Annotated in this window: 14 protein-coding genes and 1 pseudogene; 8 read left to right on the forward strand and 7 right to left on the reverse strand. The window is 40.3% G+C overall.

The genetic code is table 11. From position 1 onward, the window contains the following. Positions 1-570: 570 nt before the first annotated feature. The gene (locus HT699_RS03365) at positions 571-1,854 is read right to left on the reverse strand and encodes a solute carrier family 23 protein (protein WP_031222914.1); all 1,284 of its coding nucleotides are present in this window, start codon (positions 1,852-1,854) and stop codon (positions 571-573) included. Between the two features lie 399 nt (positions 1,855-2,253). Continuing rightward, positions 2,254-2,967 (reverse strand): 16S rRNA (guanine(527)-N(7))-methyltransferase RsmG, encoded by a 714-nt coding sequence (gene rsmG, locus HT699_RS03370; RefSeq protein ID WP_172921703.1) that lies wholly within the window; start codon positions 2,965-2,967, stop codon positions 2,254-2,256. Positions 2,968-3,060: 93 nt separating this feature from the next. On the opposite strand from rsmG, the gene HT699_RS03375 reads away from it, so the two are divergent. Both HT699_RS03375 and htpX read left to right on the forward strand, forming a co-directional pair. Further along, positions 3,061-3,621 carry a LemA family protein gene (locus HT699_RS03375; RefSeq protein WP_050108063.1) on the forward strand — a complete coding sequence of 187 codons (561 nt, stop codon included), beginning with the start codon at positions 3,061-3,063 and terminating at the stop codon, positions 3,619-3,621. 1 nt (position 3,622) lies between these two features. After that, complete coding sequence (htpX, locus tag HT699_RS03380) at positions 3,623-4,522, forward strand: zinc metalloprotease HtpX (protein ID WP_050108066.1); 900 nt, start codon at positions 3,623-3,625, stop codon at positions 4,520-4,522. Between the two features lie 147 nt (positions 4,523-4,669). Here htpX and HT699_RS03385 read toward each other — a convergent pair whose 3' ends face one another. Beyond that, entirely contained in the window at positions 4,670-6,229 is a 1,560-nt protein-coding gene (locus HT699_RS03385; protein WP_172934095.1) for an ATP-binding cassette domain-containing protein, read from the reverse strand. Between the two features lie 239 nt (positions 6,230-6,468). After that, positions 6,469-6,785: pseudogene (locus tag HT699_RS12140) on the reverse strand (helicase BlpT). A 169-nt stretch (positions 6,786-6,954) separates the two neighbouring features. Here HT699_RS12140 and HT699_RS03395 point away from each other — a divergent pair. From HT699_RS03395 to carB, 6 genes are all read left to right on the forward strand, one after another. Continuing rightward, positions 6,955-7,497, forward strand: a complete 543-nt coding sequence (locus HT699_RS03395) for a DUF177 domain-containing protein (RefSeq protein ID WP_172934096.1) — start codon at positions 6,955-6,957, stop codon at positions 7,495-7,497. Continuing rightward, complete coding sequence (gene nth, locus HT699_RS03400) at positions 7,497-8,126, forward strand: endonuclease III (RefSeq protein WP_000244443.1); 630 nt, start codon at positions 7,497-7,499, stop codon at positions 8,124-8,126. The genes HT699_RS03395 and nth overlap by 1 nt, the downstream gene beginning before the upstream one ends. A gap of 210 nt (positions 8,127-8,336) precedes the next feature. Then, positions 8,337-8,858: a bifunctional pyr operon transcriptional regulator/uracil phosphoribosyltransferase PyrR gene (gene pyrR, locus HT699_RS03405; RefSeq protein ID WP_000850023.1), complete on the forward strand. Its 522-nt coding sequence runs from the start codon at positions 8,337-8,339 to the stop codon at positions 8,856-8,858. Between the two features lie 18 nt (positions 8,859-8,876). Further along, the gene (locus HT699_RS03410) at positions 8,877-9,800 is read left to right on the forward strand and encodes an aspartate carbamoyltransferase catalytic subunit (protein WP_023936533.1); all 924 of its coding nucleotides are present in this window, start codon (positions 8,877-8,879) and stop codon (positions 9,798-9,800) included. 49 nt (positions 9,801-9,849) lie between these two features. Beyond that, a complete protein-coding gene (locus HT699_RS03415; protein WP_000166853.1) occupies positions 9,850-10,929 on the forward strand; it encodes a carbamoyl phosphate synthase small subunit in 1,080 nt (359 codons plus the stop codon). A gap of 337 nt (positions 10,930-11,266) precedes the next feature. Continuing rightward, positions 11,267-14,443 (forward strand): carbamoyl-phosphate synthase large subunit, encoded by a 3,177-nt coding sequence (gene carB / locus HT699_RS03420; protein ID WP_172934097.1) that lies wholly within the window; start codon positions 11,267-11,269, stop codon positions 14,441-14,443. A 271-nt stretch (positions 14,444-14,714) separates the two neighbouring features. Here carB and HT699_RS03425 read toward each other — a convergent pair whose 3' ends face one another. From HT699_RS03425 to tacF, 3 genes are read right to left on the reverse strand one after another with little or no spacing between them, the layout of a single operon-like run. Beyond that, positions 14,715-15,524, reverse strand: coding sequence for a phosphorylcholine transferase LicD (locus HT699_RS03425; RefSeq protein ID WP_172921706.1), 810 nt, complete (start codon positions 15,522-15,524; stop codon positions 14,715-14,717). Between the two features lies 1 nt (position 15,525). After that, a complete protein-coding gene (locus HT699_RS03430; RefSeq protein ID WP_172921707.1) occupies positions 15,526-16,329 on the reverse strand; it encodes a phosphorylcholine transferase LicD in 804 nt (267 codons plus the stop codon). 9 nt (positions 16,330-16,338) lie between these two features. Further along, a complete protein-coding gene (tacF, locus tag HT699_RS03435) occupies positions 16,339-17,826 on the reverse strand; it encodes a type IV teichoic acid flippase TacF (protein ID WP_172921708.1) in 1,488 nt (495 codons plus the stop codon). Positions 17,827-17,905: the final 79 nt, after the last annotated feature.

A 17,905-nucleotide genomic window follows, 5' to 3' on the forward strand; every position in this document is an offset into this window, starting at 1 on the left:
TCACCATATACGAGAATTTCGCTATTGTTATGGAGCTGTTGATGCCCATATTGGAAGATATCATGAATCAACTTCAAGATGTTATACAAGGACTGGAGAAGGAGGTGATAAAGTCCATCGTTAATCGGAGATGGAATAGAATGCTTTTTGAAAGCAGATGAGTATTAGATTATGAAGCAGAGCTGGAAGACGCTGAGATTTTAGGAAAGTTTTGGAATAAGGAAGGTTACTATATTATAGTTTATAACAATGCTAAAAAAGCCCCTGAACTGTTCAAGGTAGAGTTCTCTGAGTGGAAGCGTATGCATATAGGGGAGACATATTAGACAGCGTTAGGGGGATACACTTACTTTTAAGTATCAAAAAAATGAGCACTTCCGTAATTGGAAATGCTTGTTTTTTGATATGTTTAGACTCTTATACTCAATGAAAATCAAAGAGCAAACTAGGAAACTAGCCGCAGGTTGTTCAAAGCACTGCTTTGAGGTTGTAGATAAGACTGACGAAGTCAGTTACATATATCTACGGCAAGGCGACGTTGACGTGGTTTGAAGAGATTTTCGAAGAGTATTAGTCTTTATTTTCGTATGGCAAGATCAAGTTCAAGATGATTCCTGTCATGGCTGAAAGAGCAGTACCTGAAAGTGTAACTGGACCAAGTTTAAGGACAGCTCCTCCAAGTCCAAGAACCAACATAGCACTTGTGATGATGAGGTTTCGCATTTGAGCGAAATCAACACGTTCTTTAATCAAGACTTTCAAACCATTGCTGGCGATAACCCCATAGAGAAGGATTGACATACCACCAAGTACAGCGTTTGGAATAGTTGAAATCAAGGCAGTGAATTTACCAAGGAAGCTGAGGGCAATCGCGATGAAGGCAGCGTTACGGATAACTGAGACAGAAGCGATACGAGTCATACCGATAACCCCTGTATTTTCTCCGTAAGTTGTATTGGCTGGTCCACCAAGGAAGGCAGAAACAGAAGTTGCGATACCGTCACCAAGAAGAGTACGGTGAAGACCTGGTTCTTTTAAGAATTGACGGCCACAGATTTGACCCAAAACAGTATGGTCTCCGATATGTTCAGAAATTGTTACGATAGCGATTGGCAAGATAGCGATGGCTTCTGGACCAAAGTAAAGATTGTATTCTTTAAAGGCACCACCTGTGTTAAATGGCAAGTAGAAACCAGGAATTTCAAACCAGTTAGCTTTAAGAACTGGTGTAAAGTCAACCAAGCCAAGAGTTAGTGCGAAGAGGTAACCACCGATAATGGCAAAGAGAAATGGAATGATTCGTAGGAATCCTTTTCCCTTTGTATTGATAAAGGCAGCAATCAAGAAAGTAACAACTGCTACAAGAGCATTTTTCCAGTTTCCATCAGCTACAAGACCAGCGTTGGTAACAGCTGAACCTGCAAGTCCAAGACCGATAACGATAATCATAGGTCCGATGATGATTGGTGGCAAGAGTTTATCAATCCATTTTGTTCCTACAAATCGGATGCTGGTAGCAACAAGGACATAGACCAAACCAGTCAAGATAACTCCAGTTTGAGCAGCAGATATATCTCCTCCCATTTCCTTCATAGCTAGTGACATAGCTGTGATAAAGGCGAATGAAGAACCTAGATAAACTGGAACTTTAAAACCAGTTGAAATCATGTAGATGAGTGTTCCAACACCTGAAGCAAAAAGGGCAACAGATACAGGCATTCCCAAAATCAAGGGTACCAAGATGGTCGCACCAAACATGGCGAAAACGTGTTGGAAACTAAGGAGAATTCCTTTTCCAGCTGAAGGACGTTGGTCAACGTCTAGTAACAAATCAACAGTTGATTCTTGTTTCATATAAACCTCACTTTTGGGCATCAAAAAAGAGCCCATTATTTTACAGCAATAGGCCCTCAGAGTAAGACTTCTCTAAAATCTAAACTTTAAAGAGTTTCAAGTATTTCTGTGTCTTCGTCACCTCACGGGATGACATTAAAAACCTTTGCTTAGGATAGTATAGCAGAAAAAAATGATTTTGTAAATCATTTTTTCCCGAGCCTAAAAATAAGAGAGCGAGGTTGATTTTGTAAATCATTTTTTCCCGAGCCTAAAAATAAGAGAGCGAGGTTGATTTTGTAAATCATTTTTTCCCGAGCCTAAAAATAAGAGAGTGAGGTTGATTTTGTAAATCATTTTTTCCCGAGCCTAAAAATAAGAGAGCGAGGATGACTTTGTAAACATTTTTTACTAAAAAATTTAAAGCGGGCGTTTATTTGGCATACCAGCCTTTCTTGGGTATTTGTTGGGCGTTTCTTTTTTCTTTTCTACCACTGTGATATAACGCGGATCTCCATTTGGTAGGGCGTAGCTGAGATTGTCTTCGACTTTACTAAAAAGGAGGTTGAGGGCATTCTTAGCTTCTAATAACTCCTCAGGCGCATTGCTGGCCTTGAGTGCCAATAGTTTACCACCAACTTTAAGGTAAGGAATTGTCAATTCAGACAAGACCTGCATACGGGCTACAGCACGAGCTGTTACAAAATCATACTGAGCACGGAAGTTCTTGTCTTGGGCAAAATCTTCGGCACGTCCATGGTAGAAATGAACATCGTCCAAATCCAGTTCTTGAGCCAAGAGTTGTAGGAAGTTGATGCGCTTATTTAGCGAATCAATGATGGTCACATCTAACTGAGGATAGAGGATTTTCATTGGTAAACTAGGAAATCCTGCCCCAGCTCCAATATCAAGAAGTTTGATAGTTTCATTAGGAATCAAACCTTGAAGAATGGGTGCAATCGAATCGTAAAAATGTTTGAGATAAACTTCTTCCTTGTCCGTAATCGCCGTCAAATTAATCTTCTCATTCCACTCGACCAAGAGTTCAAAATAACGTTCAAATTGTTTTTTTTGCTGGTCCGAAAGTGGAAGATTTTGCTCGGCAAGCAAGTTGTAAAATGTTTCTGGTTTCATAGTTATTTCCTTCTTTAGTATCATCTTATTTTACCACAATCATTAAAAATTTGATATACTGGTACTAATCTAAAAGTAGAAAGGACTTATATCATGACTTGGATTATTCTTGGAGTTATCGCTCTTGTTGTTATTTTTGTGATTGTTAGCTATAACGGTTTGGTTAAGAATCGTATGCAAACAAAGGAGGCTTGGAGCCAAATTGATGTTCAGTTGAAACGTCGAAATGACCTCTTGCCAAACTTGATTGAGACTGTAAAAGGTTATGCTAAATATGAAGGTTCTACCCTTGAAAAGGTGGCAGAACTGCGTAACCAAGTGGCAGCAGCGACTTCACCAGCAGAAGCTATGAAAGCTAGTGATGCCCTCACTCGTCAGGTTGCAGGTATTTTTGCAGTTGCAGAAAGCTATCCAGATTTGAAGGCAAGCGCCAACTTTGTTAAATTGCAAGAGGAGTTGACAAACACAGAAAATAAAATTTCTTACTCTCGTCAACTCTATAACAGTGTTGTCAGCAACTACAATGTAAAATTAGAGACTTTCCCAAGCAACATTATCGCTGGAATGTTTGGATTTAAAGCAGCAGATTTCCTTCAAACACCAGAAGAGGAAAAGGCAGTTCCTAAGGTTGATTTTAGCGGTTTAGGTGACTAAGATGCTGTTTGATCAAATTGCAAGCAATAAACGAAAAACGTGGATTTTATTGCTGGTATTTTTCCTACTCTTAGCTCTTGTTGGTTATGCGGTTGGTTATCTCTTTATGCGGTCTGGGATTGGTGGTTTGGTTATCGCACTGATTATCGGCTTTATCTATGCCTTGTCCATGATTTTTCAATCAACAGAGATTGTCATGTCCATGAACGGGGCGCGTGAGGTTGATGAACAAACGGCACCAGATCTCTACCACGTAGTGGAAGATATGGCTATGGTCGCTCAGATTCCTATGCCCCGTGTTTTCATCATTGATGATCCAGCCTTAAATGCCTTTGCGACAGGTTCTAACCCTCAAAATGCGGCGGTTGCTGCGACTTCAGGTCTACTAGCTATCATGAATCGTGAAGAACTAGAAGCTGTTATGGGACATGAAGTCAGTCATATTCGTAATTATGATATCCGTATTTCGACTATTGCAGTTGCCCTTGCTAGTGCTATCACCATGCTTTCTGGTATGGCAGGTCGTATGATGTGGTGGGGTGGAGCAGGTCGCAGACGAAGTGATGATGACCGAGATGGAAATGGTCTTGAAATCATTATGCTAGTGGTTTCCCTACTAGCTATTGTACTGGCACCTCTCGCTGCAACCTTGGTTCAGCTCGCTATTTCTCGTCAGAGGGAATTTCTGGCAGATGCATCTAGTGTCGAGCTGACTCGCAATCCCCAGGGAATGATTAATGCCCTAGATAAGTTGGACAATAGCAAACCTATGAGTCGCCACGTCGATGATGCTAGCAGTGCACTTTATATCAATGATCCTAAGAAAGGGGGAGGGTTCAAAAAACTCTTTTATACCCACCCACCTATCTCAGAACGGATTGAACGTTTAAAACATATGTAAAATGAAGGCTGGAAAAAGTCTTTAAAATCTGAAAAACGCATAATATCAGGTGTGAAAACTTGATATTATGCGTTTTATTATGGGAAGATTTACTTCTTTTTCTCCTAAAATTGTGTTTTTGCCCCACATATTTGCGATGTTGAAAATTTATAAATCTTGAAAATTAACTAGCTCCAAACCGTGTTCTGTTAAGCGATAGATGATTGAACAGATCTCTTTTAAGAAACAACGGTCATGCGAAACAGTGATGAGACCACCAGGATAAGTGGCAAAGAGTTTTCTAATTTCGGGTTGAGAAGTTGGAGAAAAGTTTCGTGTGGGTTCATCTAGCAGGAGAAAGTTTGGTTTGCGCAAGACTAAATCCAAAAGCAGGAGTTTTCCTTGTTGTCCGCCAGATAAGAAGCGAATTTGATGCTGCATTTCTGGATAACTGAAATTGAGACTGGCTAAGTGAGATTGGATTTTTTGTAGTTCCTCTTTTTCCCCAGTTTTACTTAGATAGGCTATTGGTGATAAATCCAATTGCAGTTTTTGCTGGTAATCTTGTGGCATATAACCAAGCGAAATCTCTCTTTTAGCATTAAAAAGTTGCTGTAACTTGGCTAATAGGGTCGATTTTCCAATACCATTTGGTCCTATAATACCGATTTTTTCTTGGCCACGGACAGTTAATTGTAGTTCTTGCACCAAAATTCGCTCGCCAATGGATAAATTTTCTTTTTCCAGTTGGATTAAGACTTTAGAAGTAGGTAATGGCTGTATATCTGAGAAGAAAAGTCTGATTTCTTCCTCTTCAAGTGGCTTTTGGGTCATGGCCTGAGCTGCTCTTTCGTAGCGTTTTTCTTGTGAGAGGACAGTTTTCATCTTTTTAGCCAATAGGCGACCGGCAGTACTGTCTTTGGTAGCTCGAAGAGCAGTTTCTACATTTTGTTTAACTCGTTGATGTTTTTCCATGGTTTTATCGTAGGCTCTTTGGTCGTTGGCTGCTTGCTGGGTTTGTCTGGCAAAATTAGCCTTTCTCTGCTCACTATAACTATCATAGTCTAAATGCTCTACTAGTGTTTCTGCTTCTTTACGGTGCTTGACCAGTCGCAAGTGAACAATAGTGTCTGCCGTTTCAGAAAGAAAGTCCTCATCATGGGAAATGAAAATAACGGTTTGCCGAATCTTGCGCATTTGACCTTTTAGCCAATCAACCGTCTCAAGATCCAAGTCATTTGAAGGTTCATCTAAAAATAGAATCTCAAAGGGTTTGGCTAACTCATGGATAAGCTGAATTTTCAAAGCTTCGCCCCCTGATAGACTGCCAATCTCTTGGTCACTTGCGAAACGATTGCTATCAAAATGCAATTCCTCCGCCAAACGATAGAGGATACTGTAGTCTAAATCAATAGAATCTAAAAAGAAGTAGTCGTGTAAAGTTTTCTTTTTTAGGTCCTCAGGGACTTTTTGAGGAATGTAGGCCAGTGACTGATAATCAGACTGGATGTCTCCCTTGATAGTGAAATCAGACAAATCTTCCCCCATTAAAGTTTTAAGTAAGGTTGATTTACCATTTCCTTCTTCGCCAATAATAGCTACCTTTTCCCCGTCTTGGATGGTCATGGTTAGGTCAGATACAAGATCTCGTAAATCTTTGTTTTGTGTGATGGTTAGATGATTGATTTTTATCATATGATTTCCCTTTCTAGAATGTTCATAGTGCATAACAAAAGGCTCTACTTTACCTAGTAGAGCCCAAAGTCTATGTCAAAAAAAACTCTATTAACATGCCAGAAAAAGAGCATAAAAGAGCACACAAAAAGAGACAAAAACAAGATCTACTAAATAAAGGTTCTTTATTTGATAGACTTAGTTGTTCATGTCTCCCTTACCTCCGAGTATTAGTATCTTTATACTATACCTTTAAGGAAATTTTGTCAACAGAAAACTGGAAATTCTATGCTCTAAAATCCAAAAACAGGTCCATAGAGACTTAGTACGTGTTTGACATGCTCGTAATGGATTTTATCATAGTTTCGCCAAGCAGTGCGTGCTTGATTGTTTAGTTTTAGGCTACCCAGTCCAATCAGAGGACTGGTGGGTTGGTAAAATTTCTCAAGATCAATTAAGATACTGTTGTTCAACTTTTCTGTTTTTTGAGCTCTTGCATAGTAGTGTTTAGCAGCTCTTGTAGTCGAATATCATCTGCCGTACCCTGTTTACAGTTTTGGTAGCTTTTATTTAACTTGGATAGGAGTTGAATGAGTTTCTTGTCTTCCATGTGAGCATCCTCCTTGATCTGATGTACTCTTTCCCTATAGTATAGCACTAAAAAACAAAAATATTATGGTAAATATGTTAAAAAATCGAATGTTAATTACAAAGTTTGGTGGGCTGATTTGTAGCCTTTTCATGGTATAATCAAGAGAGTAAATCTTTATGGAGGAAGTATGAAATTAAATATTCAAGAAATTCGTAAGCAGTCTGAAGGCTTGCATTTTGAACAAACGTTAGACCTAGCCGCAGACCTGCGTGCACGCAATCAAGAAATTTTAGATGTAAAAGATATCCTTGCAGTTGGGAAAGTACAGTACGAAGATCGTATGTATTTCTTAGATTATCAACTATCTTATACCATTGTTCTTGCTTCAAGTCGCAGTATGGAGCCAGTTGAGTTAGTTGAATCTTATCCAGTAACGGAAGTTTTCATGGAAGGCGCAATTAACCAGCTAGATCAGGAAGTTTTAGACGATGACTTGGTCTTGCCTATCGAAAATGGAGAACTTGACCTTGCTGAGAGCGTGTCAGACAATATCCTACTAAACATTCCTATCAAGGTCTTGACGGCTGAAGAAGAAGCTGGTCAAGGATTTGTGTCAGGAAATGACTGGCAAATCATGACTGAGGAAGAATACCAAGCCCAACAAGCAGTTAAGAAAGAAGAAAACAGTCCTTTTGCTGGTTTACAAGGACTATTTGATGGAGACGAATAATGGTTTTGTCAAAAAAACGAGCACGAAAGGTGCTAGAAGAAATCATTGCTCTTTTTCCAGATGCCAAGCCCAGTCTTGATTTCACTAATCATTTTGAACTCTTGGTTGCGGTCATGTTGTCAGCCCAGACGACGGATGCAGCGGTAAATAAGGCTACGCCAGGCCTCTTTGCTGCCTTTCCAACGCCACAAGCCATGTCTGTTGCAACAGAGAGTGAGATTGCTTCACACATTTCTCGACTGGGACTGTATCGAAATAAGGCTAAATTCCTTAAAAAATGTGCCCAACAGTTACTAGACGATTTTGATGGTCAAGTCCCTCAAACACGTGAGGAATTGGAGAGTTTGGCAGGTGTTGGTCGCAAGACAGCCAATGTTGTTATGAGTGTAGGATTTGGGATTCCAGCCTTTGCAGTGGATACTCATGTGGAGCGTATTTGCAAACACCACGATATCGTCAAAAAATCAGCGACACCACTTGAGGTGGAAAAGCGGGTCATGGATATCTTGCCGCCTGAGCAGTGGTTAGCAGCTCATCAGGCCATGATTTATTTTGGAAGAGCCATTTGTCATCCTAAAAATCCAGAGTGTGACCAGTACCCACAGTTATATGATTTTAGCAATTTGTAAGATGGAAGATCGAAAGTTTTTGCTTGATTTTAAGCTTACTTTGTGCTATAGTAATTGATAACTAAATATTCCTTTAAACTTGTCCCGTGAGGCAGGCAAGGAGCGCGATAAAGTAGAAGGGTGAAGTCTATACTGTGTGCAGTAGGGCTTGCTTAGCTATACATTTCAAGTCTCCTTGTTTAAGGAGACTTTTCTTTTTGGAGGTTTGTCATGAAGACAAAAGAAGTTGTAGACGAATTGACCGTCAAACGAGCGATTACGCGTATTACTTATGAGATTATTGAACGCAACAAAGATTTGAATAAAATCGTCTTGGCTGGTATTAAAACTCGTGGTGTCTTTATCGCCCACCGAATCCAAGAACGTTTGGAACAGCTAGAAAATCTTTCAGTTCCTGTTGTGGAATTGGATACTAAACCTTTCCGTGATGATGTTAAAAGTGGAGAAGATACTTCTTTGGTTTCTGTCGATGTGACAGACCGTGAAGTTATCTTGGTGGATGATGTGCTTTATACAGGTCGTACCATCCGTGCTGCTATTGATAATATTGTAGGTCATGGTCGTCCTGCGCGCGTGAGTCTTGCGGTGCTAGTTGATCGTGGACATAGAGAATTGCCAATCCGTCCAGATTACGTTGGAAAAAATATCCCAACTAGTCGTTCTGAAGAAATCATCGTAGAGATGGCAGAACTTGATGGTCAAGACAGAGTTCTGATTACTGAAGAAGCTTAGAAAGCTAAAGGAGTGGCCATGTCAGAAAATCAACAAGCATTGAACCATGTGGTGTCCATGGAAGACCTCACTGTCGATCAAGTGATGAAATTGATCAAACGAGGGATTGAGTTTAAAAACGGAGCTCAGCTTCCTTATGAAAACCACCCGATTGTTTCCAATCTTTTCTTTGAGGATTCTACACGGACGCATAAGTCCTTTGAAGTGGCAGAGATTAAACTGGGGCTGGAACGACTTGACTTTGATGTGAAGACTAGTTCAGTCAATAAGGGTGAGACACTTTATGATACCATTTTGACTCTGTCTGCTTTAGGAGTGGATGTCTGTGTGATTCGCCACCCTGAGGTTGACTACTACAGAGAGTTAATTGCTAGTCCCACGATTACGACTTCCATCATCAATGGTGGAGATGGTTCGGGACAACATCCTAGCCAGAGCTTGCTGGATTTGATGACTATTTATGAGGAATTTGGTCATTTTGAGGGTCTCAAGGTTGCGATTGCAGGTGACTTGGACCACTCCCGCGTTGCCAAATCCAATATGCAGATTTTGAAACGCTTAGGTGCAGAACTTTATTTTGCTGGACCTGAGGAATGGAGAAGTCAAGAGTTTGCAGACTATGGACAGTTTGTAACCATTGATGAAATCATTGATCAGGTGGATGTCATGATGTTTCTCCGTGTGCAACATGAACGCCATGATAGCGGAGCAGTCTTTTCAAAAGAAGACTACCATGCCCAACATGGCTTGACTCAAGAACGTTATGACCGTTTGAAAGAAACAGCAATCCTCATGCACCCAGCTCCAGTCAACCGTGATGTAGAAATCGCAGACCACTTGGTTGAAGCACCAAAATCACGGATTGTCCAACAAATGACCAATGGTGTCTTTGTTCGAATGGCAATCTTAGAATCCGTACTGGCGAGTAGAAACGCCAATTAAAACACAAGACGTTAAAAGACGCCAGTGAGCGTCCACGAGAGGTGAAAATATGACAAAAAGACTTCTAGTATTAGAAGATGGTACAGTTTTTGAAGGCAAGGCCTTCGGAGCAGATATTGATGTAACTGGTGAAATTGTCTTTAATACAGGCATGACCGGCTACCAAGAATCCATTACAGACCAGTCTTATAATGGACAAATCTTGACCTTTACTTATCCTTTGGTGGGAAATTATGGAATTAACCGTGATGATTACGAATCCATTATTCCAACTTGTAAGGGAGTTGTTGTTTTCGAAGAAGCACGTAGAGCTAGTAACTGGCGCAACCAAATGACCTTGGATGAATTTTTGAAAGCCAAGAAAATTCCGGGTATTTCAGGGATTGATACACGTGCTCTTACCAAGATTATCCGTAAGCATGGTACGATGCGTGCAACCTTGACCCATGTTGGGGACAGTATGGACCATGTGACGGACCAGCTCCAAGCAACAGTCTTGCCGACAGACAATATCAAGCAGGTTTCTACTAAAACTTCGTATCCAGCTCCAGGAGTTGGTTTGAGCGTAGTGCTAGTGGACTTTGGTCTCAAGCACTCAATCTTACGTGAACTCTCTAAGCGCAACTGTAACGTGACAGTCGTTCCTTATTCAACAACGGCTGAAGAAATTCTCCATCTCAACCCTGACGGAGTTATGTTGTCAAATGGACCGGGAAATCCAGAAGATGTTCCCCAAGCACTGGATATGATTCGTGGTGTACAAGGAAAAATTCCAATTTTTGGTATTTGTATGGGGCATCAACTCTTTGCAATGGCAAACGGGGCTAAGACTTACAAGATGAAATTTGGACACCGTGGATTCAACCATGCGGTACGCGAAATTGCTACAGGACGTGTGGATTTTACAAGTCAAAACCATGGTTATGCAGTTAGCCGTGAGGATTTGCCAGAGCATTTGATTATCACCCATGAAGAAATCAATGACAAGTCAGTTGAAGGTGTGCGTCACAGATACCAACCTGCTTTCTCTGTTCAATACCATCCAGATGCAGCCCCTGGTCCACACGACGCTAGCTACCTATTTGACGAGTTTATCGAGATGATGGAAGCTTTTAAACAATCAAACTAAGAACGAGTAAAAGCTCGTCGGAGAATTTATTTAATGTCGCCCTGAGAGGCGACGAATAGAAAGGCAGGTCGTTTCTTTTAGTCGCTATCAGGCGAACTAAAAACTCCCTGCACTAGATTTTTTACCGAAAAATATCGTTTCGCTAAAAAATCGTCGGAGAATTTATTTAATGTCGCTCAGTGAGGCGACGAATAGAAAGGAGAAGGGTGGTCCGTATTTGCTGAACTGAATACGGGCTACGGACGGTGCTAAAAAGATAGTTATTCCTAGAACTGACAGTTCTTCGTCATAACTCCTATTTTAGCTTTGTCCGCTTGACGCCCTTAATATCTTATATATGCCTAAACGTACTGATATTCAAAAAATTATGGTGATTGGTTCTGGTCCGATTATTATTGGTCAGGCTGCTGAGTTTGACTATGCTGGGACCCAGGCTTGCTTGTCGTTGAAAGAGGAAGGTTATGAGGTTGTTTTGGTTAACTCAAACCCTGCAACCATCATGACGGACAAGGAGATTGCGGACAAGGTTTATATTGAACCGATTACACTTGAGTTTGTGACACGTATTCTTCGTAAGGAGCGTCCAGATGCCTTGCTACCAACCCTTGGTGGGCAAACTGGTCTTAATATGGCCATGGAATTGTCTAAAAATGGTATCCTTGATGAGCTTGGTGTTGAGCTTCTGGGAACTAAATTATCTGCTATTGACCAAGCGGAGGATCGTGACCTCTTTAAACAATTGATGGAAGAGCTCAACCAACCAATTCCAGAATCTGAAATTGTTAACACTGTCGAAGAAGCAGTTGCCTTTGCAGCGACAATTGGTTACCCAGTTATCGTTCGTCCAGCCTTTACTCTTGGTGGTACTGGTGGTGGTATGTGTGCCAATGAGGAAGAATTGCGTGAAATCGCTGAAAATGGTTTGAAATTGTCACCTGTCACTCAATGTTTGATTGAGCGTTCGATTGCAGGTTTCAAGGAAATCGAATACGAAGTCATGCGTGACTCAGCTGACAATGCTTTGGTTGTTTGTAACATGGAAAACTTTGACCCAGTTGGGATTCACACAGGGGATTCCATTGTATTTGCCCCTGCGCAAACCATGTCAGACTATGAAAACCAAATGCTACGTGACGCGAGCTTGAGCATCATTCGTGCCCTCAAGATTGAAGGTGGATGTAACGTTCAGCTAGCCCTTGATCCACACAGTTTCAAGTATTATGTCATCGAAGTAAACCCTCGTGTATCGCGTTCGTCAGCTCTTGCTTCTAAGGCGACAGGTTACCCAATTGCCAAATTGGCTGCTAAGATTGCCGTCGGTTTGACCTTGGATGAGGTGATTAACCCAGTCACAGGTTCAACCTATGCCATGTTTGAACCAGCCCTTGACTACGTGGTTGCCAAGATTCCACGTTTCCCATTTGACAAGTTTGAAAAGGGTGAACGCCGTCTCGGTACACAAATGAAGGCGACTGGAGAAGTCATGGCGATTGGTCGTAACATCGAGGAATCTCTTCTCAAGGCCTGCCGCTCCCTTGAAATTGGGGTGCACCACAATGAAATACCTGAACTTGCAGCAGTTTCTGATGATGCCTTGATTGAAAAGGTTGTCAAAGCCCAAGATGACCGTCTCTTCTACGTATCAGAAGCCATTCGTCGTGGCTACACACCTGAAGAAATTGCAGAGCTTACAAAAATTGATATCTTCTATCTTGATAAACTCTTGCATATCTTTGAAATTGAGCAAGAATTGGGTGCTCATCCACAAGATCTAGAAGTTTTGAAAACAGCCAAACTTAATGGTTTCTCAGACCGTAAGATTGCTGAACTCTGGGGAACGACTGATGATCAAGTTCGCCAACTTCGCTTGGAAAACAAGATTGTTCCAGTTTATAAGATGGTAGATACTTGTGCGGCAGAGTTCGACTCTGAAACGCCATATTTCTATTCAACCTATGGTTGGGAAAATGAATCTATCAGATTTGATAAAGAATCTGTACTTGTCCTAGGTTCAGGTCCAATCCGTATCGGTCAAGGGGTTGAGTTTGACTACGCAACCGTTCACTCTGTTAAGGCTATCCAGGCAGCTGGTTATGAAGCTATCATCATGAACTCAAACCCAGAGACCGTTTCAACAGACTTCTCTGTATCAGATAAGCTTTACTTTGAGCCATTGACATTCGAAGATGTTATGAACGTCATTGACTTGGAACAACCAAAGGGAGTTATCGTTCAGTTCGGTGGTCAAACAGCCATCAACCTTGCGGAGCCATTGGCAAAAGCAGGTGTGACCATCCTTGGTACACAGGTTGCTGACCTAGACCGTGCCGAAGACCGTGACCTCTTCGAGCAAGCTCTCAAAGAATTGGATATTCCACAGCCACCAGGACAAACGGCTACCAATGAAGAAGAAGCAGCTCTTGCAGCTCGCAAGATTGGCTTCCCAGTTCTTGTCCGCCCATCTTATGTACTTGGTGGACGTGCCATGGAAATCGTTGAAAACGAAGAAGACCTTCGTTCTTACATGCGAACTGCTGTTAAGGCTAGTCCAGACCACCCAGTTCTTGTCGACTCTTATATCGTTGGGCAAGAGTGCGAAGTTGATGCCATTTCAGATGGTAAAAATGTACTCATTCCTGGTATCATGGAGCATATCGAACGTGCTGGTGTCCACTCAGGTGACTCAATGGCTGTTTACCCACCACAAACCTTGTCGCAAAAGGTTCAGGAGACCATCGCAGACTACACCAAACGCTTAGCAATCGGTCTTCACTGCCTTGGAATGATGAACATCCAGTTTGTTATCAAGGATGAAAAAGTCTACGTTATTGAGGTCAATCCACGTGCCAGCCGTACCGTTCCATTCCTATCTAAGGTAACCAATATTCCTATGGCTCAAGTAGCGACCAAGCTCATTCTTGGTCAAAGTTTATCAGAACTTGGCTACCAAAATGGACTTTACCCTGAAAGCACCCGTGTTCATATCAAGGCACCTGTCTTCTCCTTTACCAAACTAGCTAAGGTAGACAGCTTGCTCGGTCCTGAAATGAAGTCAACAGGTGAAGTTATGGGTTCTGATGCTACTTTGGAAAAAGCTCTCTATAAAGCCTTTGAAGCTTCTTATCTACACTTGCCAACTTTTGGTAATGTCGTCTTTACCATCGCTGATGATGCCAAAGAAGAAGCCTTGAACTTGGCTCGTCGTTTCCAAAACATTGGTTATGGAATCCTTGCGACAGAAGGGACAGCAGCCTTCTTTGCTAGTCATGGCTTGCAAGCCCAACCTGTTGGTAAGATTGGTGATGACGATAAGGATATCCCAAGTTTTGTACGCAAAGGAAGAATTCAAGCTATCATTAACACAGTAGGAACAAAACGAACTGCTGACGAAGATGGTGAGCAAATTCGTCGTTCAGCCATTGAACACGGGGTGCCCCTCTTCACAGCGCTAGATACAGCTAATGCCATGCTTAAGGTACTTGAAAGTCGTAGCTTTGTTACAGAAGCGATTTAAATAGAAAAATAAGATATAGCAGACTGAATTTAGAACAGTACACAGGAATACTAAAATATTTCTAGAAATTAATTTGAATTTTCTAATTGATTTGTTCGTATCTTATTTCAATCTACTATAGAAAAAAGTCTTTAAAATTATAAAACGCATAATATCAGGTGTTGAAAACCTTGATATTATGCGTTTTATTGTAGGAATATTTACTTCATTTTCTACTAAAATTATGTTTTTGAATAACCTCTATCTTAGTAGTTTGTATGGTCGCCCTCAATCAGTTTTTACGATAAGCTTTAATGCTATGACTATACCATTCTTGCATTTCTTTTGATGGTGGTGTCATATAATCCCCATACATCTGGGTTAAAAATTGGTCATATTTTTTTGGCACAGGCAACATACGACCTTCAAACTCAGTCAAAATCAGTTCTTTAAAGGTATCAACTGGGAAGATTTCTTTCATCCCTTCCTTACCGATCCCAATTCCTCCTTCATATTGAGGAGAGTTGGTTGTAGCATTTTTGACTAGCTGATCAATTTTCTTGTAAAAGTAACGGGGATTGACCACTCGGAGGGCATACCAGCTACATAATCTAAGAAAATCTTTTAATTTGCTATCACCGTGAACTGCGCGTGATTTTTTGATATAAGCCAGTTGACGAAGGGCTACATACTTATAACTCTTGTCGACAATGCTCAAGTCTGTAAATCGATCAATTGGGAAGACGTCGATGAAAAGGCTGGTATCATGACGCTTGTACTTAACATGGTCTTCGATAACAGTAGAAGTGTCCAAAATCGATGCGAAATTATGGAAGTACCAAGAAGAAGTATCGTAGGAAAGAACCTTGTAGCGAGGGTGATTTTCTGCTTCAATAATCTTCAGTAAACGCTCATAATCTTCACGATAGAGAGAAATATCAATATCATCATCCCAAGGAATCATACCTTTGTGGCGGATGGCTCCAAGCATGGTTCCATAACTGAGAAAATAAGGAATATCATGTTTCTTACAAGTCTCATCAATATAGTCTAGCAGAGCTAGTTGAATTTCTTTAATTTCTTTTTTTTCTAAATATTGCATCCTAATCCTCCAATTTATAAGCGTGAAATTCATGACTGTAGAAGCGTTTTTCTGCTGGTGGTAGGGTCATATAATCTCCATAAAATTGTGTCAAAATAGTATCAAATTTTTCAGGTGCTGGAAGGCTTAAATTTTCAAAGGGTAAATCAATTATTTTATCGAAGGTACCACTTGGGAAGACTTCCTTTTCCTTAAATTTAGAAGGGATAAAAGCCATATACTGACCATTTTCACGACTATATTTTTGAATTTCTTTCTCGATTTTATGTGCGAAATAACGAGGAGAAACCGGTCGAAGGAGCAACCAAAAGGCTGTTCGTATCCAATCTTTTAAAAGGCTATCCTTATAGACAATATTTTTATGTTTACTGAAAGACAGCAGTTTGAAGCTTTCCAGTTTATAACAAGTATCAATGACCTTAGGATCATCAAAGCGATCTATAGGGAAAATATCGATAAAGATACCAGACTCATAGGTTTTTGTATTTCGAGTATCAATAATTTTAGTCGTACTGTCGGTTATCTTGATAAAGTTGTTAAAGTAGTTCTTATCAGTTTCTAAGGAAAGGAGCTTATATTTGCTTTTTTCCTTTTGAAAAATGTTAATAAATCGTTGGTAGTCTTCTCTAGGCATGGACAGATCAATATCGTCGTCCCAAGGGATAAAGCCCTCATGTCGAACCGCCCCAATCAGAGTACCGTAGTTAATAATATAGTTGATATTGTGCTTTTTACAGAGAGTATCAATATAATCCAAAATTTCTAATTCAATTTGTTTGGCATCTTCAATGGTTAGTTGTTTCATTTTAAACTCCTATGATCTTTTGAATTTATTTTTTAAGGCTAGGACATGGTTTAAAAATTCATAGAAAATGCTATCTTTTGTGAAAACAAGTAGACTAATATAAGAGATAGCTGATAACAAGATAATCAAACCAGTATTCATCAAAAATGGCAAATTAATGACCATATCCACAGGATACACGAAATTAATCAGGAAATAAATTGCTACAAAGGAAAGTGAAAAGAGAGAGTATCGAACAGTATAGCTAAAGATATGTCCCAAGTGGATGAGTTGTTTTCTATGGATGAAAATGATATAGAAAACAAGTAGAGAAGCCTCTGATAACATAGTTGTCAGTAAGTAGTATTCGGGAGCCACGATATGGTTGAAAAAGAGGAGACTATTCAAGCCCAAATTGAGTAGCCCAGCAAAGACTGTATAGACTGTGATACGTTTTTCATAGCCATTGGTAAAGAGAATTTGGGAACCAAGAATGGTATCTAAGGCCAGGATAATCGTACGAAAAGCGAAGAGAGAGGTCAAGATGCCGCCTCCGATATATTTTTCACTACCGTAAAGTAGGATGGCATTTGGTCCTAAAACCATGAGTCCAAAACTCAGTGGAATGATAAAGAAGTTAAAGATTCGACTACCTCTATTAACCAGAGAAACATAGGCTTCTTTGTCTCCTTTCCCCAGATAGTAACTGAGACGAGGCACACTCACTCCAATTGCACCTGTTACAACCCCAGCTATAACGGTCACAATTCGCTGAGCTATGGTATAGTAACTAACGTTGACATCAATCCCTGTTTTAACGAGGAAGAGGCGATCTAAAAAAGTGAAGAGCATATTGGCATTGGCAAAGACTAACATGGCTGTCAGAGGGAGAAAGAGTGGTTTAAAATCACTTAGGTGAATCTTAACAAGTTTGATGTCTCTTTTAATCCAAAAATAACTAATCAGGTAGTTAATCAGCGTCGATAAACTCATCACAAGTGTATAGACAACAATATCGTGTTCATTTTTAACAAATAAGAAAATAGAGACCAGCATCAGGATACGGATGAAGGCAGTTTTGTAAAAGAGAAAACTGTAATTTTCCAGAGCTTCATTGACCCATTCGATTGAAAAAATCTGGGCAATGAGTTGAATCCCCATAACAAGGTAGACCTTTTTGACGATTGGATTATCAGTAAAGAAGAGAGGATAGGCTAGGATATAGACAGCAGTGGTCAAAATCGTACAAGCTATGCACAAATAAAAAAGACTGGAGAAGGTTCTATTCAGATCTTTTTTGTTATCCTTGACATTACTAATGGCCCGTAAACCGTAGTTATAGACCCCATAAGTTGCAAAGGGTAAGAAAAATGACAAAATTGTGTCGACTGAGTTGAAGTAACCATAGTCAGTTCGGTCCAAGACACGCGCGACGTAGGTACCAGTTAAGATGGGAAAAATAATATTTAAGACACGAATTCCCATGTAAGATAGAGCATTTAATTTTATACTTTTCATTCAATTTACCTCGTTTTTCATTATATCATAAAGTCAGCTAATAAGAAATGAAGGGCAGTAATACTCTTCGAAAATCAAA

This window comes from Streptococcus sp. 1055, from assembly GCF_013276815.1.
GTDB lineage: Bacteria > Bacillota > Bacilli > Lactobacillales > Streptococcaceae > Streptococcus > Streptococcus pseudopneumoniae.

Excerpts from the sequence above, each read along its gene's own strand:
- HT699_RS03375 (WP_050108063.1), top strand. The coding sequence starts at position 3,061 with ATGACTTGGATTATTCTTGGAGTTATCGCTCTTGTTGTTATTTTTGTG.
- HT699_RS03425 (WP_172921706.1), bottom strand. The coding sequence starts at position 15,524 with ATGCAATATTTAGAAAAAAAAGAAATTAAAGAAATTCAACTAGCTCTG.
- pyrR (WP_000850023.1), top strand. The coding sequence starts at position 8,337 with ATGAAGACAAAAGAAGTTGTAGACGAATTGACCGTCAAACGAGCGATT.
- htpX (WP_050108066.1), top strand. The coding sequence starts at position 3,623 with ATGCTGTTTGATCAAATTGCAAGCAATAAACGAAAAACGTGGATTTTA.
- HT699_RS03365 (WP_031222914.1), bottom strand. The coding sequence starts at position 1,854 with ATGAAACAAGAATCAACTGTTGATTTGTTACTAGACGTTGACCAACGT.
- HT699_RS03395 (WP_172934096.1), top strand. The coding sequence starts at position 6,955 with ATGAAATTAAATATTCAAGAAATTCGTAAGCAGTCTGAAGGCTTGCAT.
- carB (WP_172934097.1), top strand. The coding sequence starts at position 11,267 with ATGCCTAAACGTACTGATATTCAAAAAATTATGGTGATTGGTTCTGGT.
- HT699_RS03385 (WP_172934095.1), bottom strand. The coding sequence starts at position 6,229 with ATGCACTATGAACATTCTAGAAAGGGAAATCATATGATAAAAATCAAT.
- tacF (WP_172921708.1), bottom strand. The coding sequence starts at position 17,826 with ATGAAAAGTATAAAATTAAATGCTCTATCTTACATGGGAATTCGTGTC.
- HT699_RS03430 (WP_172921707.1), bottom strand. The coding sequence starts at position 16,329 with ATGAAACAACTAACCATTGAAGATGCCAAACAAATTGAATTAGAAATT.
- rsmG (WP_172921703.1), bottom strand. The coding sequence starts at position 2,967 with ATGAAACCAGAAACATTTTACAACTTGCTTGCCGAGCAAAATCTTCCA.
- HT699_RS03410 (WP_023936533.1), top strand. The coding sequence starts at position 8,877 with ATGTCAGAAAATCAACAAGCATTGAACCATGTGGTGTCCATGGAAGAC.
- nth (WP_000244443.1), top strand. The coding sequence starts at position 7,497 with ATGGTTTTGTCAAAAAAACGAGCACGAAAGGTGCTAGAAGAAATCATT.
- HT699_RS03415 (WP_000166853.1), top strand. The coding sequence starts at position 9,850 with ATGACAAAAAGACTTCTAGTATTAGAAGATGGTACAGTTTTTGAAGGC.